At 58.8% G+C, this 20,406-nt stretch carries 20 protein-coding genes; 2 read left to right on the plus strand and 18 right to left on the minus strand.

Annotated features, from left to right (window positions below):
* Positions 1-68: 68 nt before the first annotated feature.
* The 3 genes from nadR to serB are packed head-to-tail and all read right to left on the minus strand — an operon-like array spanning position 69 to position 3,807.
* Positions 69-1,331, minus strand: coding sequence for a multifunctional transcriptional regulator/nicotinamide-nucleotide adenylyltransferase/ribosylnicotinamide kinase NadR (gene nadR, locus HF675_RS20210; protein WP_160028503.1), 1,263 nt, complete (start codon positions 1,329-1,331; stop codon positions 69-71).
* Positions 1,332-1,389: 58 nt separating this feature from the next.
* Positions 1,390-2,769 (minus strand): DNA repair protein RadA, encoded by a 1,380-nt coding sequence (radA, locus tag HF675_RS20215; RefSeq protein WP_105229690.1) that lies wholly within the window; start codon positions 2,767-2,769, stop codon positions 1,390-1,392.
* A gap of 60 nt (positions 2,770-2,829) precedes the next feature.
* Positions 2,830-3,807, minus strand: coding sequence for a phosphoserine phosphatase (gene serB, locus HF675_RS20220; protein ID WP_105229689.1), 978 nt, complete (start codon positions 3,805-3,807; stop codon positions 2,830-2,832).
* A 306-nt stretch (positions 3,808-4,113) separates the two neighbouring features.
* Between serB and HF675_RS20225 the strand changes: the two genes are divergently transcribed.
* Complete coding sequence (locus tag HF675_RS20225; protein WP_105229688.1) at positions 4,114-4,800, plus strand: YtjB family periplasmic protein; 687 nt, start codon at positions 4,114-4,116, stop codon at positions 4,798-4,800.
* An 89-nt stretch (positions 4,801-4,889) separates the two neighbouring features.
* Here HF675_RS20225 and deoD read toward each other — a convergent pair whose 3' ends face one another.
* The 15 genes from deoD to HF675_RS20300 form a co-directional block, all read right to left on the minus strand.
* On the minus strand, positions 4,890-5,621 hold the full coding sequence (deoD, locus tag HF675_RS20230; RefSeq protein WP_105229687.1) for a purine-nucleoside phosphorylase: 732 nt from the start codon (positions 5,619-5,621) through the stop codon (positions 4,890-4,892).
* Positions 5,622-5,690: 69 nt separating this feature from the next.
* The gene (deoB, locus tag HF675_RS20235) at positions 5,691-6,914 is read right to left on the minus strand and encodes a phosphopentomutase (RefSeq protein WP_105229686.1); all 1,224 of its coding nucleotides are present in this window, start codon (positions 6,912-6,914) and stop codon (positions 5,691-5,693) included.
* A 66-nt stretch (positions 6,915-6,980) separates the two neighbouring features.
* Complete coding sequence (gene deoA / locus HF675_RS20240; RefSeq protein WP_105229685.1) at positions 6,981-8,303, minus strand: thymidine phosphorylase; 1,323 nt, start codon at positions 8,301-8,303, stop codon at positions 6,981-6,983.
* A 71-nt stretch (positions 8,304-8,374) separates the two neighbouring features.
* Positions 8,375-9,154: a deoxyribose-phosphate aldolase gene (gene deoC, locus HF675_RS20245; protein WP_105229684.1), complete on the minus strand. Its 780-nt coding sequence runs from the start codon at positions 9,152-9,154 to the stop codon at positions 8,375-8,377.
* 369 nt (positions 9,155-9,523) lie between these two features.
* Positions 9,524-10,789 (minus strand): NupC/NupG family nucleoside CNT transporter, encoded by a 1,266-nt coding sequence (locus HF675_RS20250; protein ID WP_172606352.1) that lies wholly within the window; start codon positions 10,787-10,789, stop codon positions 9,524-9,526.
* Between the two features lie 204 nt (positions 10,790-10,993).
* Entirely contained in the window at positions 10,994-11,770 is a 777-nt protein-coding gene (locus HF675_RS20255) for a TatD family hydrolase (RefSeq protein ID WP_105229682.1), read from the minus strand.
* The gene (locus HF675_RS20260; RefSeq protein ID WP_187043652.1) at positions 11,767-12,867 is read right to left on the minus strand and encodes a patatin family protein; all 1,101 of its coding nucleotides are present in this window, start codon (positions 12,865-12,867) and stop codon (positions 11,767-11,769) included. Before HF675_RS20260 ends, HF675_RS20255 begins: the two co-directional genes overlap by 4 nt.
* 10 nt (positions 12,868-12,877) lie before the next feature.
* The gene (locus HF675_RS20265; protein WP_105229680.1) at positions 12,878-13,063 is read right to left on the minus strand and encodes a stress-response protein; all 186 of its coding nucleotides are present in this window, start codon (positions 13,061-13,063) and stop codon (positions 12,878-12,880) included.
* Between the two features lie 57 nt (positions 13,064-13,120).
* Positions 13,121-13,282, minus strand: coding sequence for a DUF1328 domain-containing protein (locus HF675_RS20270; protein WP_015670813.1), 162 nt, complete (start codon positions 13,280-13,282; stop codon positions 13,121-13,123).
* A gap of 105 nt (positions 13,283-13,387) precedes the next feature.
* Complete coding sequence (osmY, locus tag HF675_RS20275; protein WP_105229679.1) at positions 13,388-14,026, minus strand: molecular chaperone OsmY; 639 nt, start codon at positions 14,024-14,026, stop codon at positions 13,388-13,390.
* 500 nt (positions 14,027-14,526) lie between these two features.
* Positions 14,527-16,116, minus strand: a complete 1,590-nt coding sequence (prfC, locus tag HF675_RS20280; RefSeq protein WP_105229678.1) for a peptide chain release factor 3 — start codon at positions 16,114-16,116, stop codon at positions 14,527-14,529.
* A 160-nt stretch (positions 16,117-16,276) separates the two neighbouring features.
* The gene (locus HF675_RS20285) at positions 16,277-17,539 is read right to left on the minus strand and encodes a type II toxin-antitoxin system HipA family toxin (RefSeq protein WP_187043653.1); all 1,263 of its coding nucleotides are present in this window, start codon (positions 17,537-17,539) and stop codon (positions 16,277-16,279) included.
* Between the two features lie 3 nt (positions 17,540-17,542).
* Positions 17,543-17,848 (minus strand): helix-turn-helix domain-containing protein, encoded by a 306-nt coding sequence (locus HF675_RS20290; protein ID WP_105229676.1) that lies wholly within the window; start codon positions 17,846-17,848, stop codon positions 17,543-17,545.
* A gap of 157 nt (positions 17,849-18,005) precedes the next feature.
* A complete protein-coding gene (gene rimI, locus HF675_RS20295) occupies positions 18,006-18,449 on the minus strand; it encodes a ribosomal protein S18-alanine N-acetyltransferase (RefSeq protein ID WP_187043654.1) in 444 nt (147 codons plus the stop codon).
* Complete coding sequence (locus tag HF675_RS20300; RefSeq protein WP_105229674.1) at positions 18,394-18,831, minus strand: DNA polymerase III subunit psi; 438 nt, start codon at positions 18,829-18,831, stop codon at positions 18,394-18,396. Before HF675_RS20300 ends, rimI begins: the two co-directional genes overlap by 56 nt.
* A 524-nt stretch (positions 18,832-19,355) precedes the next feature.
* Here HF675_RS20300 and rsmC point away from each other — a divergent pair.
* Positions 19,356-20,396, plus strand: a complete 1,041-nt coding sequence (gene rsmC / locus HF675_RS20305) for a 16S rRNA (guanine(1207)-N(2))-methyltransferase RsmC (RefSeq protein WP_187043655.1) — start codon at positions 19,356-19,358, stop codon at positions 20,394-20,396.
* Positions 20,397-20,406 lie beyond the last annotated feature (10 nt).

Here is a 20,406-nt window from a genome sequence, read left to right on the forward strand (position 1 = left end):
GCGTGAACATTACGTAAACAGCGGCGCATATCGCGGCCCGGCGTTGCGGCGAGCGCACAATCAGCTAATCAGCCCGCCTGCGGCACGTCTTTCACCCGGCCGACGTCCGCCGCCATCAGTTGCTGCACCAGCTCCACACAGCGCAGGAAGCGCTCATCGTAGTCGCTGGACTCGACACGTACATACTCAATGTTATTGGCGTGCAGCATCTCTTCAAGCAGGTTCTGGAACGCCTTGCGCTCGCCGGGGCTGCCCAGGCTGCGCAAACCGTCCGCCACCCACGGCGTGTTGTTCTCCAGCAGGATCACCAGATCGAAGCGATACTCATCGATCAGCGCCTGCACAAAGGGGTGTTCCCGCCCTTCGTACTTTTTGCAGAACGCCTGCGTGGTCACAAAATCGGTATCGATAAACGCCACCTTGTTGGCGTACTTCACCGCAAAATCCACGTACTGCGCCTGGCCCAGGGCAATCTTGTCGTAGTCGGAATATTGCAGCGCCATTTCGTCGCCGCCCAGATGGGAGAACACATAGTCGCGGCCGTACTCCCAGGCGCTGGTGGTATTGAAGATATTGGCCAGCTTGTTGACCAGCGTCGACTTGCCGCTGGACTCGCCGCCCAGTATCGCCACGGTGCGCACAAAGAACGGCTTCACTTCGGTGGGAATATATTCCCAGTAGCGGAACGGGTCCTGGCGGATCTGCCGGCCGCTGATCTTCATAAACGAACGTTCAGGATCGATCAGGATGGTTTCCGTCGCCAGATATTCGCGGTAGCGCGGCGCATCCTGCGTTTCACTGGAATAAATCACGCTCGGCATAATGCCCTGCTGTTCCATAAACTGCTTCATGCCGTTGCTCCACACGCCCCAGCCGTGCGGATACGGCTCGATGCCCTGTTCGTCGAACGCATGGATATGGATATTCTTCTGGTATTTGAAGGTTTGCAGCAGCCAGCGCAGGCGGTCGCTGACCGTCGGCTGCTGCGACATCGAACTGTTATCGAACAGCTCGCGATCGCGCGGTTCGTCGTAACACAAAATCACATGCAGCTCATCCACCTGGCTGCAGGCGCGCTGGATCAGATAAATATGGCCGGTGTGCAACGGGTAAAATTTACCAAACACCACGCCGACCTTTTTCTCCCGACGCGGAAATTCCAGACCGAGAAAGCGGTGCAGCGCCTCCAGTTTCTGCGCGCTGGGACTCTTGATTTTGTCATTAAGCAGCTGGCTGAGATAGCCTTTGGTCATGCCGCTGGCGTCCGCCACCTGTTGCAGGGTGCACCCCTGCTGCTTAATCGCCGCCTTCAGATAATCAAATTGCCGCATCACGCCTCCTGTTCAATATGCTAAACACGTTAGCACAGATTCCTTCCGCTGACGGCCATTAAAACTCATCCAGCACCGCCAGCGCATCCGCCAGCTTTTTCACGCCGAACACCTGCATATTGGCCGGCATTTTTTTCGGCACGTTGGCGTGCGGCACGATGGCGCGTTTAAAACCGTGTTTGGCCGCTTCCGAAATACGCTCCTGACCGCTCGGCACCGGGCGGATCTCGCCGGCGAGGCCCACCTCGCCGAACACCACCAAATCCTGCGGCAGCGGGCGGTCACGCAGGCTGGAGACCAGCGACAGCAGCAGCGCCAGATCGGCGCTGGTTTCCGCCACCTTCACACCGCCGACTACGTTGACGAACACGTCCTGATCCGCCATCTGCAACCCGCCGTGACGGTGCAGCACCGCCAGCAGAATCGCCAGACGGTTCTGCTCCAGCCCCACCGCCACGCGGCGCGGGTTGGACATCATCGAGTGATCCACCAGCGCCTGGATCTCCACCAGCAGCGGCCGCGTACCTTCCCACACCACCATCACCGAGCTGCCGGAGGTCACCTCGCCGCGGCTGAGGAAAATCGCCGACGGGTTGCTGACCTCGCGCAGGCCCTGCTCGGTCATGGCGAATACGCCCAGTTCATTGACCGCGCCGAAGCGGTTCTTGTGGCTACGCAGGGTGCGGAAGCGGGAATCGGCGTCGCCGTCGAGCAGAATCGAGCAGTCGATGCAGTGCTCCAGCACCTTCGGCCCGGCCAGCGAGCCGTCTTTGGTGACGTGGCCGACCATCACGATCGCCACGCCGCGGGTTTTGGCAAAGCGCGTCAGGTAAGCGGCGGTTTCACGCACCTGCGCTACGCTGCCCGGCGAGGACTGGATATCCGCCATATGCATCACCTGAATCGAGTCGATCACCATCAGTTTCGGCTGTTCCTGCTCGGCGATCAGGCAGATTTGCTCAATGCTGGTTTCCGACAGCATATTCAGGTTGCCGGTCGGCAGCCCTAGGCGGTGCGCGCGCATCGCCACCTGCTGCAGCGACTCTTCGCCGGTGACGTACAGCGTTTTCATCTGCTCTGACAGCTTGCACAGCGTTTGCAGCAGCAGGGTACTCTTGCCGGCGCCGGGGCTGCCGCCGATAAGGATCGCGCTGCCCGGCACCACGCCGCCGCCGAGCACGCGGTCAAACTCCAGAAAGCCGGTAGAAAAACGCGGCAGCTCTTCCAGGCTGATCTCCGACAGCCGCTGCACCTTGCTGACGCCGTTCTCGCCGGCATAGCCGCTGAAACGCTCGTTGCGCGCCGCCGCAGGCGAGGCGGCCAGACGGACCTCGGTAATGGTATTCCAGGCCTGGCACGCGCTGCACTGCCCCTGCCAGCGCGGATAATCCGCCCCGCACTCATTACATACAAACGCCCGTTTCGCTGCTTTTGCCACGTGTTACCTCTTGGAGAATACTGATTTGCTGATGATTCGGCCCGCGCCGGCGGGCAACGATTAGCGCACTTCGTGTTTCAGGCTGCCGCTCAGCACGCATAATACGCCGATCAGATCGGCATGACGAATCGCCACCTGAGCCTTGTCATACACCGTCGGCTTGGCGTGATAGGCAATGCCCAGCCCCGCCGCCTGCATCATTTTCACATCGTTGGCGCCGTCGCCGATCGCCACGGTCTGCTGCGGCTCAATGCCCAGCTTTTCTGCCAGCTGCGTCAGCGTATCGGCCTTGTACTGAGCATCGACAATCGGTCCCACCACTTCGCCGGTCAGCTTACCGTCGCGGATTTCCAGCTCATTGGCAGCCACCGCCACCAGCTTCAGCGTATCGCGCAGGTGCTCGGCATAATAGGTGAAGCCGCCGGACGCGATGGCAACGTGCCAGTCCAGCGCCTGCAGCTTCCGCACCAGATTGACCAGCCCCGGCATCAGCGGCAGGTTATCGCGCACCTGTTTGAGGATATTGGCGTCGGCGCCCTTCAGCGTACCGACCCGCTGCCGCAGGCTGGCGGAAAAATCCAGCTCGCCGCGCATCGCCCGCTCGGTCACTTCGGACACCTGCTCGCCCACGCCCGCCAGCTTGGCGATTTCATCAATGCACTCAATCTCAATCGCGGTGGAGTCCATATCCATCACCAGCAGGCCCGGCGTACGCAGATGCGGGATCTTGCCGAGCGGCGCCACGTCCAGCCCGCTCTCCGCCGCCAGCGTTTTGGCGCGTGCCGTCAGCGAACCGGCCAGACGCACCACCTGGTAATCCTCCACGCGCCAGGCGGTGACGATCACCATCGCCGCGCCGAGCCGACGCTGGAACTGCGTGATACGCTCTTTATCCAGTTTTCTGCCGTAGAGTAGCCAACCGGTGTGGCCCGCCCAATAATCCAGCGGCATCACTTCGTCACCGCTCAGTGAAAGGGGAAGACCCGGCCATTGGGAGATCTCGGCCGGGAGGTCACAATAGGTCAGACTATTCGACATCATTAACTCCTGAAGGGGCAGCTATAAGGTATACCCGCCTGATTCTACGTTGCGGCAGCGTGAAACCAAAGCGGCAACGGCGGGCAAAGACAGGCAACACACGTGATATACCCTAAATAGTTCGCGTTGCAGGAAGGCGGCAAGGGAAGGAATCCCGCTGGGCTTACCCAGGTAAGTGATTCGGGTGGCTGCGCGTAGCCAACACGCCTGCAACGTGAAATATGACGGGTACAAAACAACCCATCAAGCTATCCTATCGGGCCGGCTTCTGGCAACATAAACTCTCTCTGAGATTAAGGAAGCCGTATGGCTACAGCCAAACTGAAATTTCGTCTGCACCGCACCGCCATCATTCTGATTTGCCTGGCGTTATTGGTGCTGTTGATGCAGGGCGCCTCCTATTTTAGCCTGAGCCATCAGCTGGCGCGCTCCGAGCAGGTGGAGGATCTGGCGCAAACCCTGACGAAACAGGTCGCCTTCAGCCTGGCGCCGCTGCTTGACGACGACAGCGATATTGATAATCAGCGCATCGACGCCATCCTCACACAGATGACCGACCACAGCCGTATTCTGGACGCCAGCGTCTACCAACTGGACGGTACGCTGATCGCCCACGCCGGGGAAACCATCAGCGTACGCGACCGCCTGTCCCTCGACGGCAAACGCGCCGGCGGCTACTTCAACAATCAACTGGTTGAAGCCATTAAAGGTAAAGACGGCCCGTGCGGCTTTATCCGCATCACCCTGGACACCCACGTGCTGGCGACCGAGGCCAAACAGGTGGATAACACCACCAACCTGCTGCGGCTGATGATGCTGCTGTCGCTGGCCATCGGCATTATTCTGGCGCGCTGCCTGCTGCAGGGCCGCCGCAGCCGCTGGCAGCAGTCGCCCTATCTGCTGACCGCCAACACGCCGCTGGCGGAAAACGACGACGAAAAACAGGAAAGCGCCGCGCCGGCATCCGGCGACGACGAGACGCGCAAGCCATAGCGTCTGCCGCGCATAAAAAACGCCGGCCAGGTTCGCACCCGCCGGCGTGATTGTCACCACGGCGGCAATAACGCCGCCGACGGGCCGCCTTACTCTTTGTCGCCCAGCAGCACAGATTCCAGCGCGATAACGATCATTTCGTTAAAGGTGGTCTGGCGCTCTGCGGAAGTAGTCTGCTCATGACGCAGAATATGGTCGGATACGGTGCAGATGGTCAGCGCTTTACAGCCGTACTCTTCCTGCAGTTCCGCCACCACGCCGTAAATGCCGGCCGCTTCCATTTCCACACCCAGAATGCCGTACTTTTTCATCACCTGGAACATGTCCGGATCCGGCGTATAGAACAGATCGGCGGAGAAGATGTTGCCGACGCGCGCCGGGATGTTCTGAGCAGCGGCAGCGTCAACCGCGTTGCGCACCATGTCGAAATCCGCGATCGCCGCGTAGTCGTGATCTTTAAAACGCAGACGGTTCACTTTGGAGTCGGTGCAGGCGCCCATACCGATCACCACGTCGCGCAGTTTAATATCGTCGCGCACCGCGCCGCAGGAACCCACGCGGATCAGTTTCTTCACGCCGAACTCCGCAATCAGTTCACGCGCGTAGATGGAGCAGGACGGGATGCCCATGCCATGACCCATAACGGAAATTTTGCGGCCTTTGTAAGTGCCGGTGAAGCCCAACATGCCGCGCACGTTGTTCACTTCCACCGCATCTTCCAGGAAGGTTTCCGCGATATATTTCGCGCGTAACGGGTCGCCCGGCATCAGAACGACGTCTGCGAAATCACCCATTTCGGCGTTAATGTGCGGAGTTGCCATAATTATTTTCCTTATACTATCGTCATGAATAAAAATGCGCCGGGGTATTCCCCCGGCGCCAACTGCGTATTAGAACATAGTCTTGCCATATTCCATTGGCGACAGACCAAAATAATTCGCGACGGTCTGGCCAATATCGGCAAAGGTTTCGCGGTGGCCCAACGAGCCCGGTTTCACATTCGGGCCGTAGACCAGCACCGGAATGTGCTCGCGCGTATGGTCGGTGCCGCCCCAGGTCGGGTCGCAGCCGTGGTCGGCGGTGAAGATGATCATATCGTCGTCTTTCACCAGCTTCAGCAGCTCCGGCAGACGGCGGTCAAACAGCTCCAGCGCGGCGGCGTAGCCCGCCACGTCGCGGCGGTGGCCGTAAGAGGAGTCGAAATCGACAAAGTTGGTGAACACGATGGTATTGTCGCCGGCCTGCGCCATCTCTTTGACGGTGGCGTCAAACAGCGCGTCAATCCCGGTCGCCTTAACCTTTTTGGTAATGCCAACGTTGGCGTAGATATCGGCAATCTTGCCGATGGACACCACGTCGCCGCCCTTCTCATCCACCAGTTTTTTCAGTACCGTCGGCGCCGGCGGCTCGACCGCCAGATCGTGGCGGTTGCCGGTGCGCTGGAAGTTGCCCGGCTTATCGCCGACGAACGGACGGGCGATCACGCGGCCGATGTTGTAGCCGCCTTCGGTCAGTTCTTCGCGGGCGATTTCGCACAGCTCATACAGACGCTCCAGGCCGAAGGTTTCTTCATGACAGGCAATCTGGAACACCGAGTCCGCCGAGGTGTAGAAAATCGGCTTGCCGGTCTTCATGTGTTCTTCGCCGAGCTGATCGAGGATCACCGTACCGGAGGAATGGCAGTTGCCGAGGTAGCCCGGCAGCTTGGCGCGCTCCACCAGCTTGTCCAGCAGTGCCTGCGGGAAGCTGTTGTGTTCGTCTTTAAAGTAGCCCCAGTCGAACAGTACCGGCACCCCGGCGATCTCCCAGTGGCCCGATGGCGTGTCCTTACCGGAAGAAAGTTCGCTGGCATAGCCGTAAGCGCCAATGATGTCGGCATTTTCGTCCAGCCCCGGCGGGAAGGTGCCGGTGGACTCCTGCGCCGCTTTGCCCAGACCAAGGCGGCTGAGGTTCGGCAGGGTCAACGGGCCGCTACGGCCGGTGTCTGCTTCGCCACGCGCGCACATTTCGGCAATGTGGCCCAGGGTATCCGAGCCTTTGTCGCCAAAACGTTCAGCGTCGGCGCTGGCGCCGATGCCGAATGAGTCCAGAACCATGATAAATGTACGTTTCATTGTCTTCTCCCGCGTGATTCCACGCTCTGACGGCGCAATGCGCGCCGCCTCGATTAATAAATGGCCTTACTGGGTGATGCGTTTATACACCACCGGCGTAGCTTCCGGCGCCTGGTCGCTCAGCGTCATCGCACCGCGTACCGCTTCGGCCGCCTGCTGCCAGCTCTCTTCGTCGTTGGCATGGATCACCGCCAGCGGCTGTTTGGCGTCAATGCGGTCGCCCAGACGCGCCATATCGGTCAGGCCAACGCTGTAGTCGATGCTGTCGGTGGCGCGGCGACGGCCGCCGCCGAGGGTCACCACCGCCATGCCCAGTTCACGGGTATCCATGGCGCTGACGATACCTTCACGCTCAGCGTACACCGGCTTGCTCAGCGTCGCCGTCGGCAGATAGCTGTCATAACGCTCGACAAAGTCGCTCGGCCCCTGCTGCGCCGCCACCATACGGCCGAAGATTTCCGCCGCTTTGCCGTTATCCAGCACCGCCTGCAGTTTGGCGCGTGCATCAGCGTCATCCTGCGCCAGGCCGCCGGAAAGCAGCATCTCCACGCACAGCGCCATGGTGACTTCCAGCAGGCGCGGGTTGCGGTACTCGCCGGTCAGGAAGCGCACCGCTTCGCGCACTTCCACCGCATTACCGGCGCTGGAAGCCAGCACTTGGTTCATGTCGGTCAGCAGCGCCGTGGTTTTGCAGCCGGCGCCGTTGGCGACGCCGACGATAGCCTGCGCCAAATCTTCCGACAGCGCATAGGTCGGCATAAAGGCGCCGGAACCCACCTTGACGTCCATCACCAACGCATCCAGCCCTTCCGCCAGTTTCTTGGCCAGGATCGAACCGGTAATCAGCGGAATAGAGTCCACGGTGGCGGTAATATCGCGTGTGGCATAGAAGCGTTTGTCCGCCGGCGCCAGCGAGCTGGTCTGGCCGATAATCGCAACGCCGACCTCTTTGATGATTTTACGGAAAGCGCTGTCATCCGGGAAGATATTAAAGCCGGGAATGGCCTCCAGTTTATCCAGGGTGCCGCCGGTATGGCCCAGGCCGCGGCCGGAGATCATCGGCACGTAGCCGCCGCAGGCCGCCACCATCGGGCCGAGCATCAGCGACGTCACGTCGCCCACGCCGCCGGTGGAGTGCTTGTCCACCACCGGGCCGTTGAGATCCAGGCTCTTCCAATCCAGCACCGTGCCGGAATCGCGCATCGCCATGGTCAGCGCCACGCGCTCAGGCATGGTCATATCATGAAAATAGATGGTCATCGCCAGCGCGGCAATCTGCCCTTCGGAGACGACGTTATCGCGGATACCGTTAATAAAGAAGCGAATCTCTTCTTCGCTCAGCGGCTGACCGTCGCGTTTCTTACGAATAATTTCTTGTGCCAGGAACAAAATATCCTCCTGCAATCTGCGTGTGTAGAGTTATCAAAGACGCCCCGGACGCGCCGGGACGAAAGCGAGAATCAGTAGCCGCTGCCGGACGTCTGCGCGCTGTAGCCCAGCGTGGTCAGCAGGCTGGCCAACAGGCTGGAAGCCCCGAAGCGGAAATGCCGTGCATCCGCCCAGTCTGCGCCCATGATACGCGCGGCAAGTTGCAGATAATGCTGCGCCTCTTCTGCGGTGCGCACGCCGCCGGCCGGCTTGAAGCCCACCTTCTCGCCGACGCCCATATCGCGGATCACCGACATCATCAGCTCGGCGCTTTCCAACGTGGCGTTCACCGGTACTTTGCCGGTGGAGGTTTTAATAAAGTCCGCCCCGGCGTTGATGGAGATTTCAGACGCCTTGCGGATCAGCGCCGCGTCTTTCAGTTCGCCGGTTTCGATAATCACTTTCAGCAACACATCCGCTTCGGCGCAGGCCTGCTTGCACTGCTTCACCAGCTCAAAACCGACCTGCTCATTGCCGGCCATCAGCGCGCGGTATGGAAACACCACGTCGACTTCGTCGGCGCCGTAGGCGATCGCCGCGCGGGTTTCCGCCAGCGCAATGTCGATATCATCGTTACCGTGCGGGAAGTTGGTGACGGTGGCGATGCGGATATCCGGCGTGCCCTGCTCGCGCAGCGTTTTGCGGGCGATGGGGATAAAGCGCGGATAAATGCAGATGGCGGCGGTATGGCCCGCCGGGCTGTTCGCCTGACGGCACAAGGCGATCACCTTCTCGTCGGTGTCGTCGTCGTTCAGGGTGGTTAAATCCATCAGGCTCAGCGCGCGTTGCGCTGCGGCGGTTAATTCGGTCATAAAACTCTCCAACTTGAGCTGCTTGCTGTTGGCGAGCGGACTTGGTTCCGTGAAGATAGCGCGGGGTAATCACTTCCCCGAGGGCAACTGAGGTCCTTCTCACCGCACATTAGGCTAGACGTGCAAACAGCCTGTAGTAACGATTAGAACACGCCGGTAATACGCCGACCGCGTTCAGGTGTAAAAATCCAATGGGGTAACGCTCTAACAGTCAGAGATTATATGTGAAAATAATCACAAAATAACGCGATATTGTTCACAGAATAACAAAAGCCTCACGGCGCGGCGTTCCTGGCCTTGTCTAACGGGCTTGCTTCCCCGCCGCCAACGTGGCGACGGAGAAGCAGAACAGCGCCCCGCAAGTATAGTTTACAGCGCCAGGAAGAACCCGGCGATGGTCGCACTCATCAGGTTTGACAGGGTGCCGGCCACCACCGCCTTCAGACCCAGACGCGCAATATCATGACGACGGTTCGGCGCCATACTGCCCAAACCGCCCAGCAGAATCGCCACCGAAGAAAGGTTAGCGAAACCACACAGCGCAAACGAAATAATCGCCTTAGTGTGGGCGGACAGCACCTGCAAGCCGTCGGCCGTCACCGCCTCATCCGGGCGCAGATAGGCGCCGAAGTTCATAAAGGCGACAAACTCATTGACGATAATCTTCTGGCCGATAAAGGAGCCGGCGGTCATTGCCTCGCTCCACGGCACGCCGATCAGGAAGGCAATTGGCGAGAAGATCCAGCCCAGCAGCAGCTCCAGCGACAGCTGCGGATAGTTGAACCAGCCGCCGATGCCGCCCAACATGCCGTTCAGCAGCGCGATCAGGGCGATAAACGCCAGCAGCATCGCGCCGACGTTCAGCGCCAGCTGCATACCGGACGCCGCGCCGGACGCCGCCGCGTCAATCACGTTTGCCGGGCGCTCTTCCTCGGCGATCAGTTTGGTCGCATCGTCCGTATCATGGGTTTTTTCCGTTTCCGGCACCATCAGCTTGGCGAACAGCAAACCGCCCGGCGCGGCCATAAAGGAAGCGGCGATCAGGTATTCCAGCGGCACGCCCATCTGCGCGTAGCCGGCCAGCACCGAACCCGCCACCGACGCCAGGCCGCCGCACATCACGGCAAACAGCTCGGACTGCGTCATGGTGGCGATATACGGCCGCACCACCAGCGGCGCTTCGGTCTGCCCGACGAAAATATTCGCGGTCGCCGACAGCGACTCGGTGCGAGAAGTACCCAACACCTTCTGCAGGCCGCCGCCCAGCACGCGGATCACCAGCTGCATAATGCCGAGGTAATACAATACGGCGATCAGCGACGAGAAGAACACAATCACCGGCAGCACGCGCAGCGCAAAGATAAAGCCGCCGCCGCCGAACAGTTCGAACATCTTGTCGGACACCAGCCCGCCGAAAATAAACGAAATACCCTGGTTGCCGTAGGCGATCACATTGGCCACCCCTTCCGACATCCCGCCCAGAATGCGCTGGCCCAGCGGTACGTACAGCACCAGCGCGCCGATCGCGATTTGAATAATAAAGGCGCCGAGCACGGTGCGCAGGTTGATCGCCCGCCGGTTGCTGGAAAGCAGCACCGCGATCGCAATTAACACCGCCATCCCAATCAGGCTCATGATGAGTTGCATGCAAAGTATCCCTGTGGTGAAAAATAAACAGATTCTGCCCGGCATTATTGTGGGCTAACTATTGGTAACGGGGCGGGATTATACTGAGCAATATTGCGCCAGACTCGTCTTACATCACAAATGTATACAAACAGGCGCAAACGAAAATCTTATAACGTGACTCAAATCACACTTTAGCCGTCAGAACGGCGGCTATAGCGCAAACAGGGATTGGGTATTTTGCTGAAGTTGAGCGGCAATTTGCTCGGGCGGTTCTGAACGCAGCTGACACAGCACCTGAAACACCTCGGCAGCGCGTTCCGGCCTGTTAGGCTCGCCCTGATGGCCGGCCAGCGGCATATCCGGCGCATCGGTTTCCAGCAGCAGCGCGCTGAGCGGCAGCTGCGCCATCACCGCGCGGGTTTTCTGCGCCCGCTGATAGCTGATGGTGCCGCCGACGCCGATAAAATAGCCCAGACGTACAAACGCCTGCGCCTGCGACAGACTGCCGGCAAAGCCGTGCACCACGCCGCGACGCGGCAGGTCGGCGCGCCGCAGTATGGCGGCCAGCGGATCGTGGCTGCGGCGTGAATGCAGAATCACCGGCAAGTCATGGCGTTTCGCCAGCTGCAGCTGGGCGCGCAGCAGCGTCTGCTGACGCGCAAACTGCGGTTCGTCCATATACAGATCCAGGCCGATTTCCCCCACCGCCGCCAGTTTGGGCGGCCGTGCGGCCAGCCAGTCGGCCAGTTGCTCCAGCTGCGCGTCATGGTGCTGTGCGATATACAGCGGGTGCAGCCCCAGCGCGGCGTACAACGGTGGGTACTTCTCCGCCAGTCCCGCCACGCCCGCAAAGCGATCGGCAGTGACCGACGGCACAATAATCCGCTCCACGCCGGCCGCCGCCGCGCGCCGCAGGCTCTCCGCCTCGTGGCCGCTGAAGGGCGGGAAATCAAAGTGGCAGTGGGTATCGGTAAAACGCAGACTCATAGCGCCTCTCCCTTGCCGCCCGGCAGTTCGTCCGGCGGCAGACGCATCTCGGCGGGCGCCGCCGCGGCCGGCTGTGTCACTTCACTGACGATCGGCGACGGCATACTCAGGCTTTCCGGCTGCAGCAAACGCCGCGACAGCGGCCGTTTCACCATAACGCCGTCGCCCTCTTCCGCCGCCTGCAGCCAGTGGCCGACGGTCGCCAGAAAATAGCGACCGCAGCGCCGGCCCAGATGATAGTCGCGATTAAGCGACGACAGGCGACTGCCAAGCGCATTGCTCGCCAGCGGCTTCGGCGGGAAGATTTCAAAGATACGCAGGTCGCCCGGCGGCTTCTCAATAAACTGCTGAATACGGTGGTAGCTCTGCTCATGCTGACGCATGATGCGCACCATCTGCTGCAGGCTGCTTTCGCTCAGCCACTGCTCCATCCGCTTCATCCACTGCGGCGTATAGTACATCTGTGACGGCACGGTGCGGATCACCACGATGGTATCCGCGCCGCGACGGTAGGCTTCCTCCACCGGAATCGCGTCGCTGATGCCACCGTCCTGATAGCTGACGCCGTCCAGATCGACGCCCATACGGTAAAAACCCGGAATGGCGCTGGAGGCTTTAATCGTCGGCAGCCAGCTGGCGCGCCGGGCGGGGAAATAGGTCGGTTCGAAGTCGTCGCTGCGGCAGGCGCACATCAGAAACTCACGCCCGTCGTGGAACTGTTGTTCCGCCGTGTCCATCGCCAGCGGCAGCTGCTGCGAGGTGATATTCACCAGCCAGTCGAGGTCGATCAGGTGGCCACCGCGCACAAAGCGCAAGGGATTAAAGAAATCGGCGGTGGTGGTATAGCGGGTGATCACCCGACGCGCGTAACCCATCTGTCCGCAGATAAAGGCGGAAAGGTTCTGCGCACCGGCGGAGGTGCCAATCATCAGTTCAAAAGGGTTGAAGCGGGCACGCTGGAACTCATCCAGTACGCCGGCGGTGAAAATACCGCGCTGCCCGCCCCCTTCGCACACCAGCGCCAGTTTGCCAGGCCGGTATGGTTTATACGCCAGCGGCTCAATATTGCCGAGCGTGATGGGTATTCTGTAGCCCAACCCGGGATCCTCAGTAAGGTGTTTTTTCTGAGGATACCTCTTCTTGCTCTCTTCCGTAATCTTCTTGCAGTATGCCGGAGAGGCAGTCATTACTGCCGGTCAGCCATGCACAGTCGCTGCCGGAAAGTTCAGCCCAGGCCTGCCACAGCTGGCCTCTGAGCTGTTTCCAACGTCCGAGGATAATGTCGCTGTTCATGATCTGCCCCCCTGCTGCCGGAAAAAGACTCAAGATTTGTTACACTTTGCCCACCGGCTAAGGACGACGGCGGCCGGTAAACAGACTGATCAGGAACAGAATAATCCCGACCACAAACACCACTTTTGCCGCCCAGGCGGCGGTGCCCGCCAAACTGCCAAAGCCCAATGCCGCGGCAATCAGCGCAACCACCAAAAAGATAATGCCCCAACGAAACATAAGCCTCTCCTTACCGTAGAGGCGCAGCCTGCGCGCCCGTGATGAAACGCATCAAGGGGGCCGGATACCGGCCCCCTGCTGACAGAGTTCGCCGCGATGGGCTGATTATGGCTTAACGGTCAGATCGTTCTTCACGCTCTTCACGCCGTCAATCGCCTTGGCGATGCTTTCCGCACGCTCAGACTGTTCCTGCGACTTCACTTCACCAGACAGCTGCACCACGCCGTCGGTGGTTTCCACTTTCACATTGCGCGAAGGCACGATGTCATCGGCCAGCAGCTTGGCTTTCAGCTCCGTGGTGGCAGCGGCATCACCGGCATAGGATTTCACCGACTGCTTGGCTTCATCTTTCACGTGCAGCTTATCGCTGACGGATTTCACGCCTTCCACTTTGCCTGCCACGGCGACCGCCTGCTCAGCCAGCGCCTGGCTGGCGACAAAGCCGCTCAGCGTCACAACGCCTTTTTCCGTTTTCACCGAAATGTCGTTGCTGGAAGAAATAGTCTTGTCCTGCACCAGCGCGCTTTTCACTTTTGCGGTGATCGCGCTGTCATCCATATAGCCGTCGACTTTCTTCATTGAGCTGTCGACTTTTTGCATAGAGCTATCGATTTTGCTGCCAGTGCTATCAGCCACGCTGGATGCCTTATCGAGCAACGAACCTTCGGCCAGAGCGCTACCGCTCACCAGAACGGAACCCAATACGACAGCCATCATTGATTGTGCAAACTTGGTCTTTTTCATCGATCTCTTCCTTTTGTTGGTGAATCCCGAATACCTGCGGATTCTGTCGCCGCGATTCGCGCGGCTTTGATTCAGGGATACTTCACGATATCTGTTCGTTCGGCCATCCACGCCAGGAATATTGCAACCGCCATGCCAACTTTAAACAACCATTAAAAATCAATAAGATATGATTTATCGCTGAAAAAACAGGCTAAATACTGTCGCTAATCAACGACATCATCCAGACGCATCAGAGACACCCTTGCTAACCCATTGATTTTAAATAATACAGATTGTCTCCGATTGGCAACACTGCCGCATAAGGCGCTGGTTTTTTAACTAATCACAGAGATTTGGACTATTCATTGCGCAATTACGCCCTGCTAAATATAGCGCATCGCATAAAATTCGGCGGACGAAACGGAGCAATCTGAGGGACAGAGAAAACGGGAAAGGATGAAGGACGTTAATAAATAGCAACGGCCCGGCACCGATGGGATGCCGGGCCGCGACGAACATCAGTGCTCGCGGGTTTTGCGGAAGGTGACGTCCGGGTAACGCTCCTGCGTCAGGTTGAGGTTTACCATGGTCGGCGCGATATACGACAGGTTATCGCCGCCGTCCAGCGCCAGGTTCTGCTCATTCTTACGCTTGAACTCTTCGAACTTCTTCACGTCGTCGCACTCCACCCAGCGGGCGGTAGAAACGTTGACCGATTCATACACCGCTTCCACGTTGTATTCGGTCTTCAGACGCGCCACCACCACATCGAACTGCAGCACACCGACCGCGCCGACGATCAGATCGTTATTGGCGATCGGTCGGAACACCTGCACCGCGCCCTCTTCCGACAGCTGCACCAACCCCTTCAGCAGTTGCTTTTGCTTCAGCGGATCGCGCAGGCGGATACGGCGGAACAGCTCCGGCGCAAAGTTCGGAATACCGGTGAACTTCATGCTTTCACCCTGAGTAAAGGTGTCGCCGATCTGAATGGTGCCGTGGTTATGCAGGCCGATGATATCGCCCGGGTAGGCTTCTTCCACGTGGGAGCGGTCGCCGGCCATAAAGGTCAGCGCGTCCGAAATCACCACGTCCTTGCCGGTGCGCACCTGACGCAGCTTCATGCCTTTTTCATAGCGGCCGGACACCACGCGCATAAACGCCACGCGGTCGCGGTGTTTCGGGTCCATATTGGCCTGAATCTTGAACACAAAACCGCTGAACTTCTCTTCCGTTGCCTTCACTTCGCGGCTGTCGGACTGACGCGGCATCGGCGTCGGCGCCCAGGACACCAGCCCGTCGAGCATATGGTCGACGCCGAAGTTGCCCAGTGCGGTACCGAAGAACACCGGGGTCAGTTCGCCGGCCAGGAACGCTTCCTGCTCAAACTCGTGCGACGCGCCCTGCACCAGCTCCAGTTCTTCACGCAGCTGCGCGGCCAGCTCTTCGCCCACCGCTTCGTCCAGCTCCGGGTTATCCAGCCCTTTTACCACCCGCACGTCCTGAATGGTGTGGCCCATGCCGCTCTGATAGAGGTAGGTTTCATCCTTGTACAGATGGTAAACCCCTTTAAACAGCTTGCCGCAGCCGATTGGCCAGGTGATTGGCGAGCAGGCGATTTTCAGTTCGCGCTCGACTTCATCCATTACTTCCATCGGATCGCGGATATCGCGGTCCAGTTTGTTCATAAAGGTCAGGATCGGCGTATCGCGCAGACGGGTGACTTCCATCAGCTTGCGGGTACGATCCTCAACGCCTTTCGCGGCGTCGATCACCATCAGGCAGCAGTCCACCGCGGTCAGGGTGCGGTAGGTATCCTCGGAGAAGTCTTCGTGCCCCGGGGTATCCAGCAGATTGACCAGGCTGTCGCGGTACGGGAACTGCATCACCGAGGTGGTGATGGAGATGCCGCGCTGCTTTTCCATTTCCATCCAGTCGGATTTGGCATGCTGGCTGGAGCCGCGGCCTTTTACCGTACCGGCGGTCTGGATCGCCTGTCCGAACAGCAGCACCTTTTCGGTGATGGTGGTTTTACCGGCATCGGGGTGCGAGATGATGGCGAAGGTTCTTCTTTTCGACACTTCGCGGGCAAATTCACTAGGAGACATGTTTTCACGTTTCTACGGTTAGTCCGCCCTGCGTCATCGTCATACGCCGTTGAGGGCGTCAAAGCAAAGCGGTGAAATGAATATAATAGCGGGTTATTTTCGCTGATTTGCCAACCGGTGACAATCAATGGATACGATGCGGCAAGATTAAACCTTCTGCCTATAGCCGGAAATCTGGCGACAACGTGGTCCAATGCTGGCGCAACACCGCTTTGTGACCGTCCGCCATCGGTAAGTCTTTCAATAACGCCGGCCATAAAGTGCGCGCCTTGTCGGTGGCATCCACCAGATGCACCCGTATCGCCGGCCAGGGAATACCGATACGCTCGGCCCACCGCTCAAAAGTTTGCATTGAAATCATTGGCCAACGCTTTTCCCTCGCCATATTAAGCGCAGATGCTGACTCATCCGGGAGATAAACCCGCGTGCTGACAATGTCATAAGCCGGGGAAAGCCGCACGTCGGTTTGGTGAGGATAAAAAATTGACCAGTTTTTGAGGTGGGCATCGCCATTAGCGAGCATAACGTTTGCCAACAGTCGTCGCGCCATCTGCTGCACATCAGGTAAGGGTTCACTACTCCACGCATAGAGATAGGCCGCTATCTGCTCGTAATTTTTTCCACGATATTTATCGTGCGCATAAAGGTCGAAGATTTGGGCAAAATCCTCCGTATGCACCCGTCCGCTTTCACTACGATCGAAACGACGGATAGCATAAGCATAAGATTCATCAGCCAGGCGGATATCAGGTAAATTATCCAACTGTCCCAACGCAACCAGCTCAATATCAGGAATATCCACGCCTATCGCCTGCGCTAGCCGCATCGCCGTATATTCGTTTTCCGGAACGTTACGGTGAACGGTAGAGGGCGTTTTGATGATCCAGCTGTCTGCGCCCACCTGAGAAGAGATATTGAAGCGACCATCCTGACGCACAGAGGAAAATTTCATCTGCACGCCTGCCAGAGAAAATTTTTGCGCATCCGGTCCCACTTCAATGTGTACCGCTTCCAGCTCGCCGCGCGACGCCAGCGACCAGGCAGGGATCGCATTAGCGGCAAGCGCGCGTGCTTCCAACGCGCCCGGCAAGTTGTCGCCGGCCCATGCCAGCAAAGGAAATTCTTCATCAACATGCACTTTCAACGATTGCGCCAACCAACTGCGCAGTGCCCCTTCGGGCAACAAATTGGATAAAACGGGAGGAAGACGCTGAGATGACTGCAAAACCTGTTCAAGATACCCCGGGTGCGCCCGCTGCCTCAGGGTAAACAACGGACGACTATCCTCCGGCAAAGCAATATATTGCGGATCGAAGGTGAGGATATTTCTTCCTCCGCTATAATGCGCCAGCACGCCAACACGCACGCCATGCAAAATCAAAGCTAATGCCTGCACCGATTCAACCTGCCGTTGCCCCTTCATCCGCTAGTCCTCGAGATCTTTCAGCTTTTTTTCAAACCCCTGCAACACATCCGCTTTCGACGTTATACCCATTTCCTGTTGCAGTAACGTCTCTACGTCACCGGCATGCCTTTTCGGCACGATAACATATTCCAAATCCATCGCCGCCAATATCCGTAGCAGAGTGCTCATCCTAATATCACTGCCGGATTCAATACGCTGATATTGCTGCTGCGTCATACCAATCTTCATCAAAAAGTCTTTTTGACTCCAGCCCAACTCGGTGCGCTTTTCTTTCAGAATCCTTGATATATCTGATAATTGTCGCATCCCTCACCTCAAAACAACGAATTAATTGTATTACTCATCTATAAACAACAAATTAGTTGTAATTCTGGTTAAAAACAACCTATTTATTGTATATGTCACAAAAAACAATCAATTGGTTGTAAATAGGGAGGGGAACAATAAATAAGTTATTTACGGCTCAGCCCAGCAGCAGCGCCATCACGATCGCATCCTCACGCCCGCCGGCGGCAGGGTAATAGTTGCGGCGCACCGTGACTTCATTGAAGCCCAGATCGTTATACAGCGCCAGCGCGCTGCGGTTCGAGGCGCGCACCTCCAGCCACAGCGTAACCACGCCGCGCGTTTCCAGCTCGGCGATCAGCGCACTCAGCAGCGCGCGGCCGTAACCACGGCGCTGCTGCTGCGGATCGATGGCGATATTGAACAGCGTCGCCTCATCCAGCACGATCTGGGTAATGGCAAAGCCGGCCATCTGACCGTCGGCGTCCAGTTTCAGGTTGAGGTAGCGTTCGCCCTGGTTGCTTGCAAAGGTGGCCTGCGTCCAGGGAAAGGCGTGGCTGGCCTGTTCAATCTTGAAGGCGGTGGCCAGGTCGGCCGCCGTCAGGGTGGAAATGTTGTTCATGATGACAAATCTGCTGCCAGAGTGCGCGTTTCGCACCCGCATCGAGAGAAAGCTCGGCCAGCGCCGGGCTGTATAGCTGCGCGCCGGCCACCGCAAGCGGCTCCGTGACGCCCAGCCGCCAACTGTTGCATTCCGTGTCTTCCGGCAGCATCGCCGCCTGTTCCGGCGTCAGACCATAGGTTTGCGCCGGCGTCAGCCCCAGGCTGCGCAGCACGTCGCAAAACAGCGCATCATCCGGCGCGGGCAACGCCGCAGCCACCACCAACAGGCGCGTTTCCGCCGGCAGACCGATCGCCACTTCGCCCTGCAACACGGCCGGGCGGCGCAATGTCCACTGCGTAATACCCAGTTGTTGTAACAGCCAGTCGCGTTGAGATGCCATGCCGATTCCTGTCAGGAGCTACCGTAAGCGCGTTATGCTAACAAACCCACGCGGCCAACGCACCTGCAGCTTGCAGCATGACGGGTAAATTCAAGTTGCGGGAAGGCGGCAGGGAAAGAATCCCGATGAGCTGACTCTGGTCAGTGATTCGGGTGACTGAGCGCAGCCAACGCCTCTGCTGTTTAAAGTATGACGGGTAGATACCCTAAATAATTCGAGTTGCAGGAAGGCGGCAAGGGAAGGAATCCCGATGAGCTGACTCTGGTCAGTGATTCGGGTGACTGAGCGCAGCCAACGCCTCTGCTGTTTAAAGTATGACGGGTAGATACCCTAAATAATTCGAGTTGCAGGAAGGCGGCAAGGGAAGGAATCCCGATGAGCTGACTCTGGTCAGTGATTCGGGTGACTGAGCGCAGCCAACGCATCTGCAGCTCGAAGTATGACGGGTAACGGGTATAAATTCATCGAACATCGCTGCACAACGCTCTATAATCCCCCGCTTAATCTTGAGGAGCCGAAACCTGATGTCTGCATTAACCCCCGCCAGCGAAGTAATGCTGCGCCACAGTGATGAATTTACCGAACGCCGCGTACTGTTTGCCGGCGATCTGCAAGATAGCCTGCCTGCCCAGTTCGAGGCCGCAGACGTACGGGTGCATACCCAGCAATATCATCATTGGCAGTTATTAAACCGGGCGATGGGCGACAATGTGCAGTTCGGCCTGACGGTCGACGCCGGGTTCGTGGCCGACTGCGATACGCTGGTTTATTACTGGCCGAAGAGCAAACAGGAAGCGCAGTTCCAGCTGTGCAATCTGCTGGCGCTGCTGCCGGTGGGCGCAGAAGTGTTTGTGGTCGGTGAAAACCGCAGCGGCGTGCGCAGCGCGGAGCAAACCGTCGCCGATCACGTGCAACTGGTTAAAATCGACAGCGCGCGCCGCTGTGGTCTGTACCACGGCCGTATCGACAGCCGGCCGGCCTTTAACCTCGACGACTGGTGGCAGAGCTACGCGCTGCACGATCTGGAAGTGAAAACGCTGCCGGGCGTATTCAGCCGCGACGGTCTGGACGTCGGCAGTTCGCTGCTGCTGTCCACGCTGGAACCGCATATGAAAGGCAAGGTGCTGGATATCGGCTGCGGCGCCGGCGTACTCGCCAGCGTGATGTCGAAGATGTCACCGAAGGTGAAACTGACGCTGAGCGACGTCAACGCGGCGGCGGTCGCCGCCAGCCGGGCGACGCTGGCGGCCAACGGCATCGAGGGCGAGGTACTGGTCAGCAACGTCTACTCCGATATCAACGGCCGTTTCGATATGATCATCTCCAACCCGCCGTTCCACGACGGGCTGGCCACCAGCCTCACCGCGGCGGAAACGCTGATCCGCGGCGCGGTGAAGCACCTGCCGATCGGCGGTAAGCTGCGCATTGTCGCCAACGCCTTCCTGCCGTATCCGGACATTCTCGACGCCGTCTTCGGCAGCCACGAAGTGCTGGCGCAAAACGGCCGCTTCAAGGTGTATCAGGCTACCGTCGGTCGTCCGCCGCGCGCGCCGAAGAAGAAATAAGTCTTCAACC

The sequence above is a fragment of the Serratia sp. JUb9 genome (assembly GCF_014298095.1).
Lineage (GTDB): Bacteria > Pseudomonadota > Gammaproteobacteria > Enterobacterales > Enterobacteriaceae > Serratia_B > Serratia_B rhizosphaerae.

What these genes read in the sequence shown, in the direction of transcription:
- nadR (WP_160028503.1), bottom strand. Translation starts at nt 1,331, where the DNA reads ATGCGGCAATTTGATTATCTGAAGGCGGCGATTAAGCAGCAGGGGTGC.
- prfC (WP_105229678.1), bottom strand. Translation starts at nt 16,116, where the DNA reads ATGTCTCCTAGTGAATTTGCCCGCGAAGTGTCGAAAAGAAGAACCTTC.
- HF675_RS20300 (WP_105229674.1), bottom strand. Translation starts at nt 18,831, where the DNA reads ATGGCATCTCAACGCGACTGGCTGTTACAACAACTGGGTATTACGCAG.
- deoD (WP_105229687.1), bottom strand. Translation starts at nt 5,621, where the DNA reads ATGGCAACTCCGCACATTAACGCCGAAATGGGTGATTTCGCAGACGTC.
- HF675_RS20290 (WP_105229676.1), bottom strand. Translation starts at nt 17,848, where the DNA reads ATGCGACAATTATCAGATATATCAAGGATTCTGAAAGAAAAGCGCACC.
- deoB (WP_105229686.1), bottom strand. Translation starts at nt 6,914, where the DNA reads ATGAAACGTACATTTATCATGGTTCTGGACTCATTCGGCATCGGCGCC.
- serB (WP_105229689.1), bottom strand. Translation starts at nt 3,807, where the DNA reads ATGTCGAATAGTCTGACCTATTGTGACCTCCCGGCCGAGATCTCCCAA.
- HF675_RS20285 (WP_187043653.1), bottom strand. Translation starts at nt 17,539, where the DNA reads ATGAAGGGGCAACGGCAGGTTGAATCGGTGCAGGCATTAGCTTTGATT.
- deoC (WP_105229684.1), bottom strand. Translation starts at nt 9,154, where the DNA reads ATGACCGAATTAACCGCCGCAGCGCAACGCGCGCTGAGCCTGATGGAT.
- HF675_RS20225 (WP_105229688.1), top strand. Translation starts at nt 4,114, where the DNA reads ATGGCTACAGCCAAACTGAAATTTCGTCTGCACCGCACCGCCATCATT.
- HF675_RS20270 (WP_015670813.1), bottom strand. Translation starts at nt 13,282, where the DNA reads ATGTTTCGTTGGGGCATTATCTTTTTGGTGGTTGCGCTGATTGCCGCG.
- HF675_RS20265 (WP_105229680.1), bottom strand. Translation starts at nt 13,063, where the DNA reads ATGAACAGCGACATTATCCTCGGACGTTGGAAACAGCTCAGAGGCCAG.
- HF675_RS20250 (WP_172606352.1), bottom strand. Translation starts at nt 10,789, where the DNA reads ATGAGCCTGATTGGGATGGCGGTGTTAATTGCGATCGCGGTGCTGCTT.
- HF675_RS20255 (WP_105229682.1), bottom strand. Translation starts at nt 11,770, where the DNA reads ATGAGTCTGCGTTTTACCGATACCCACTGCCACTTTGATTTCCCGCCC.
- osmY (WP_105229679.1), bottom strand. Translation starts at nt 14,026, where the DNA reads ATGAAAAAGACCAAGTTTGCACAATCAATGATGGCTGTCGTATTGGGT.
- rsmC (WP_187043655.1), top strand. Translation starts at nt 19,356, where the DNA reads ATGTCTGCATTAACCCCCGCCAGCGAAGTAATGCTGCGCCACAGTGAT.
- rimI (WP_187043654.1), bottom strand. Translation starts at nt 18,449, where the DNA reads ATGAACAACATTTCCACCCTGACGGCGGCCGACCTGGCCACCGCCTTC.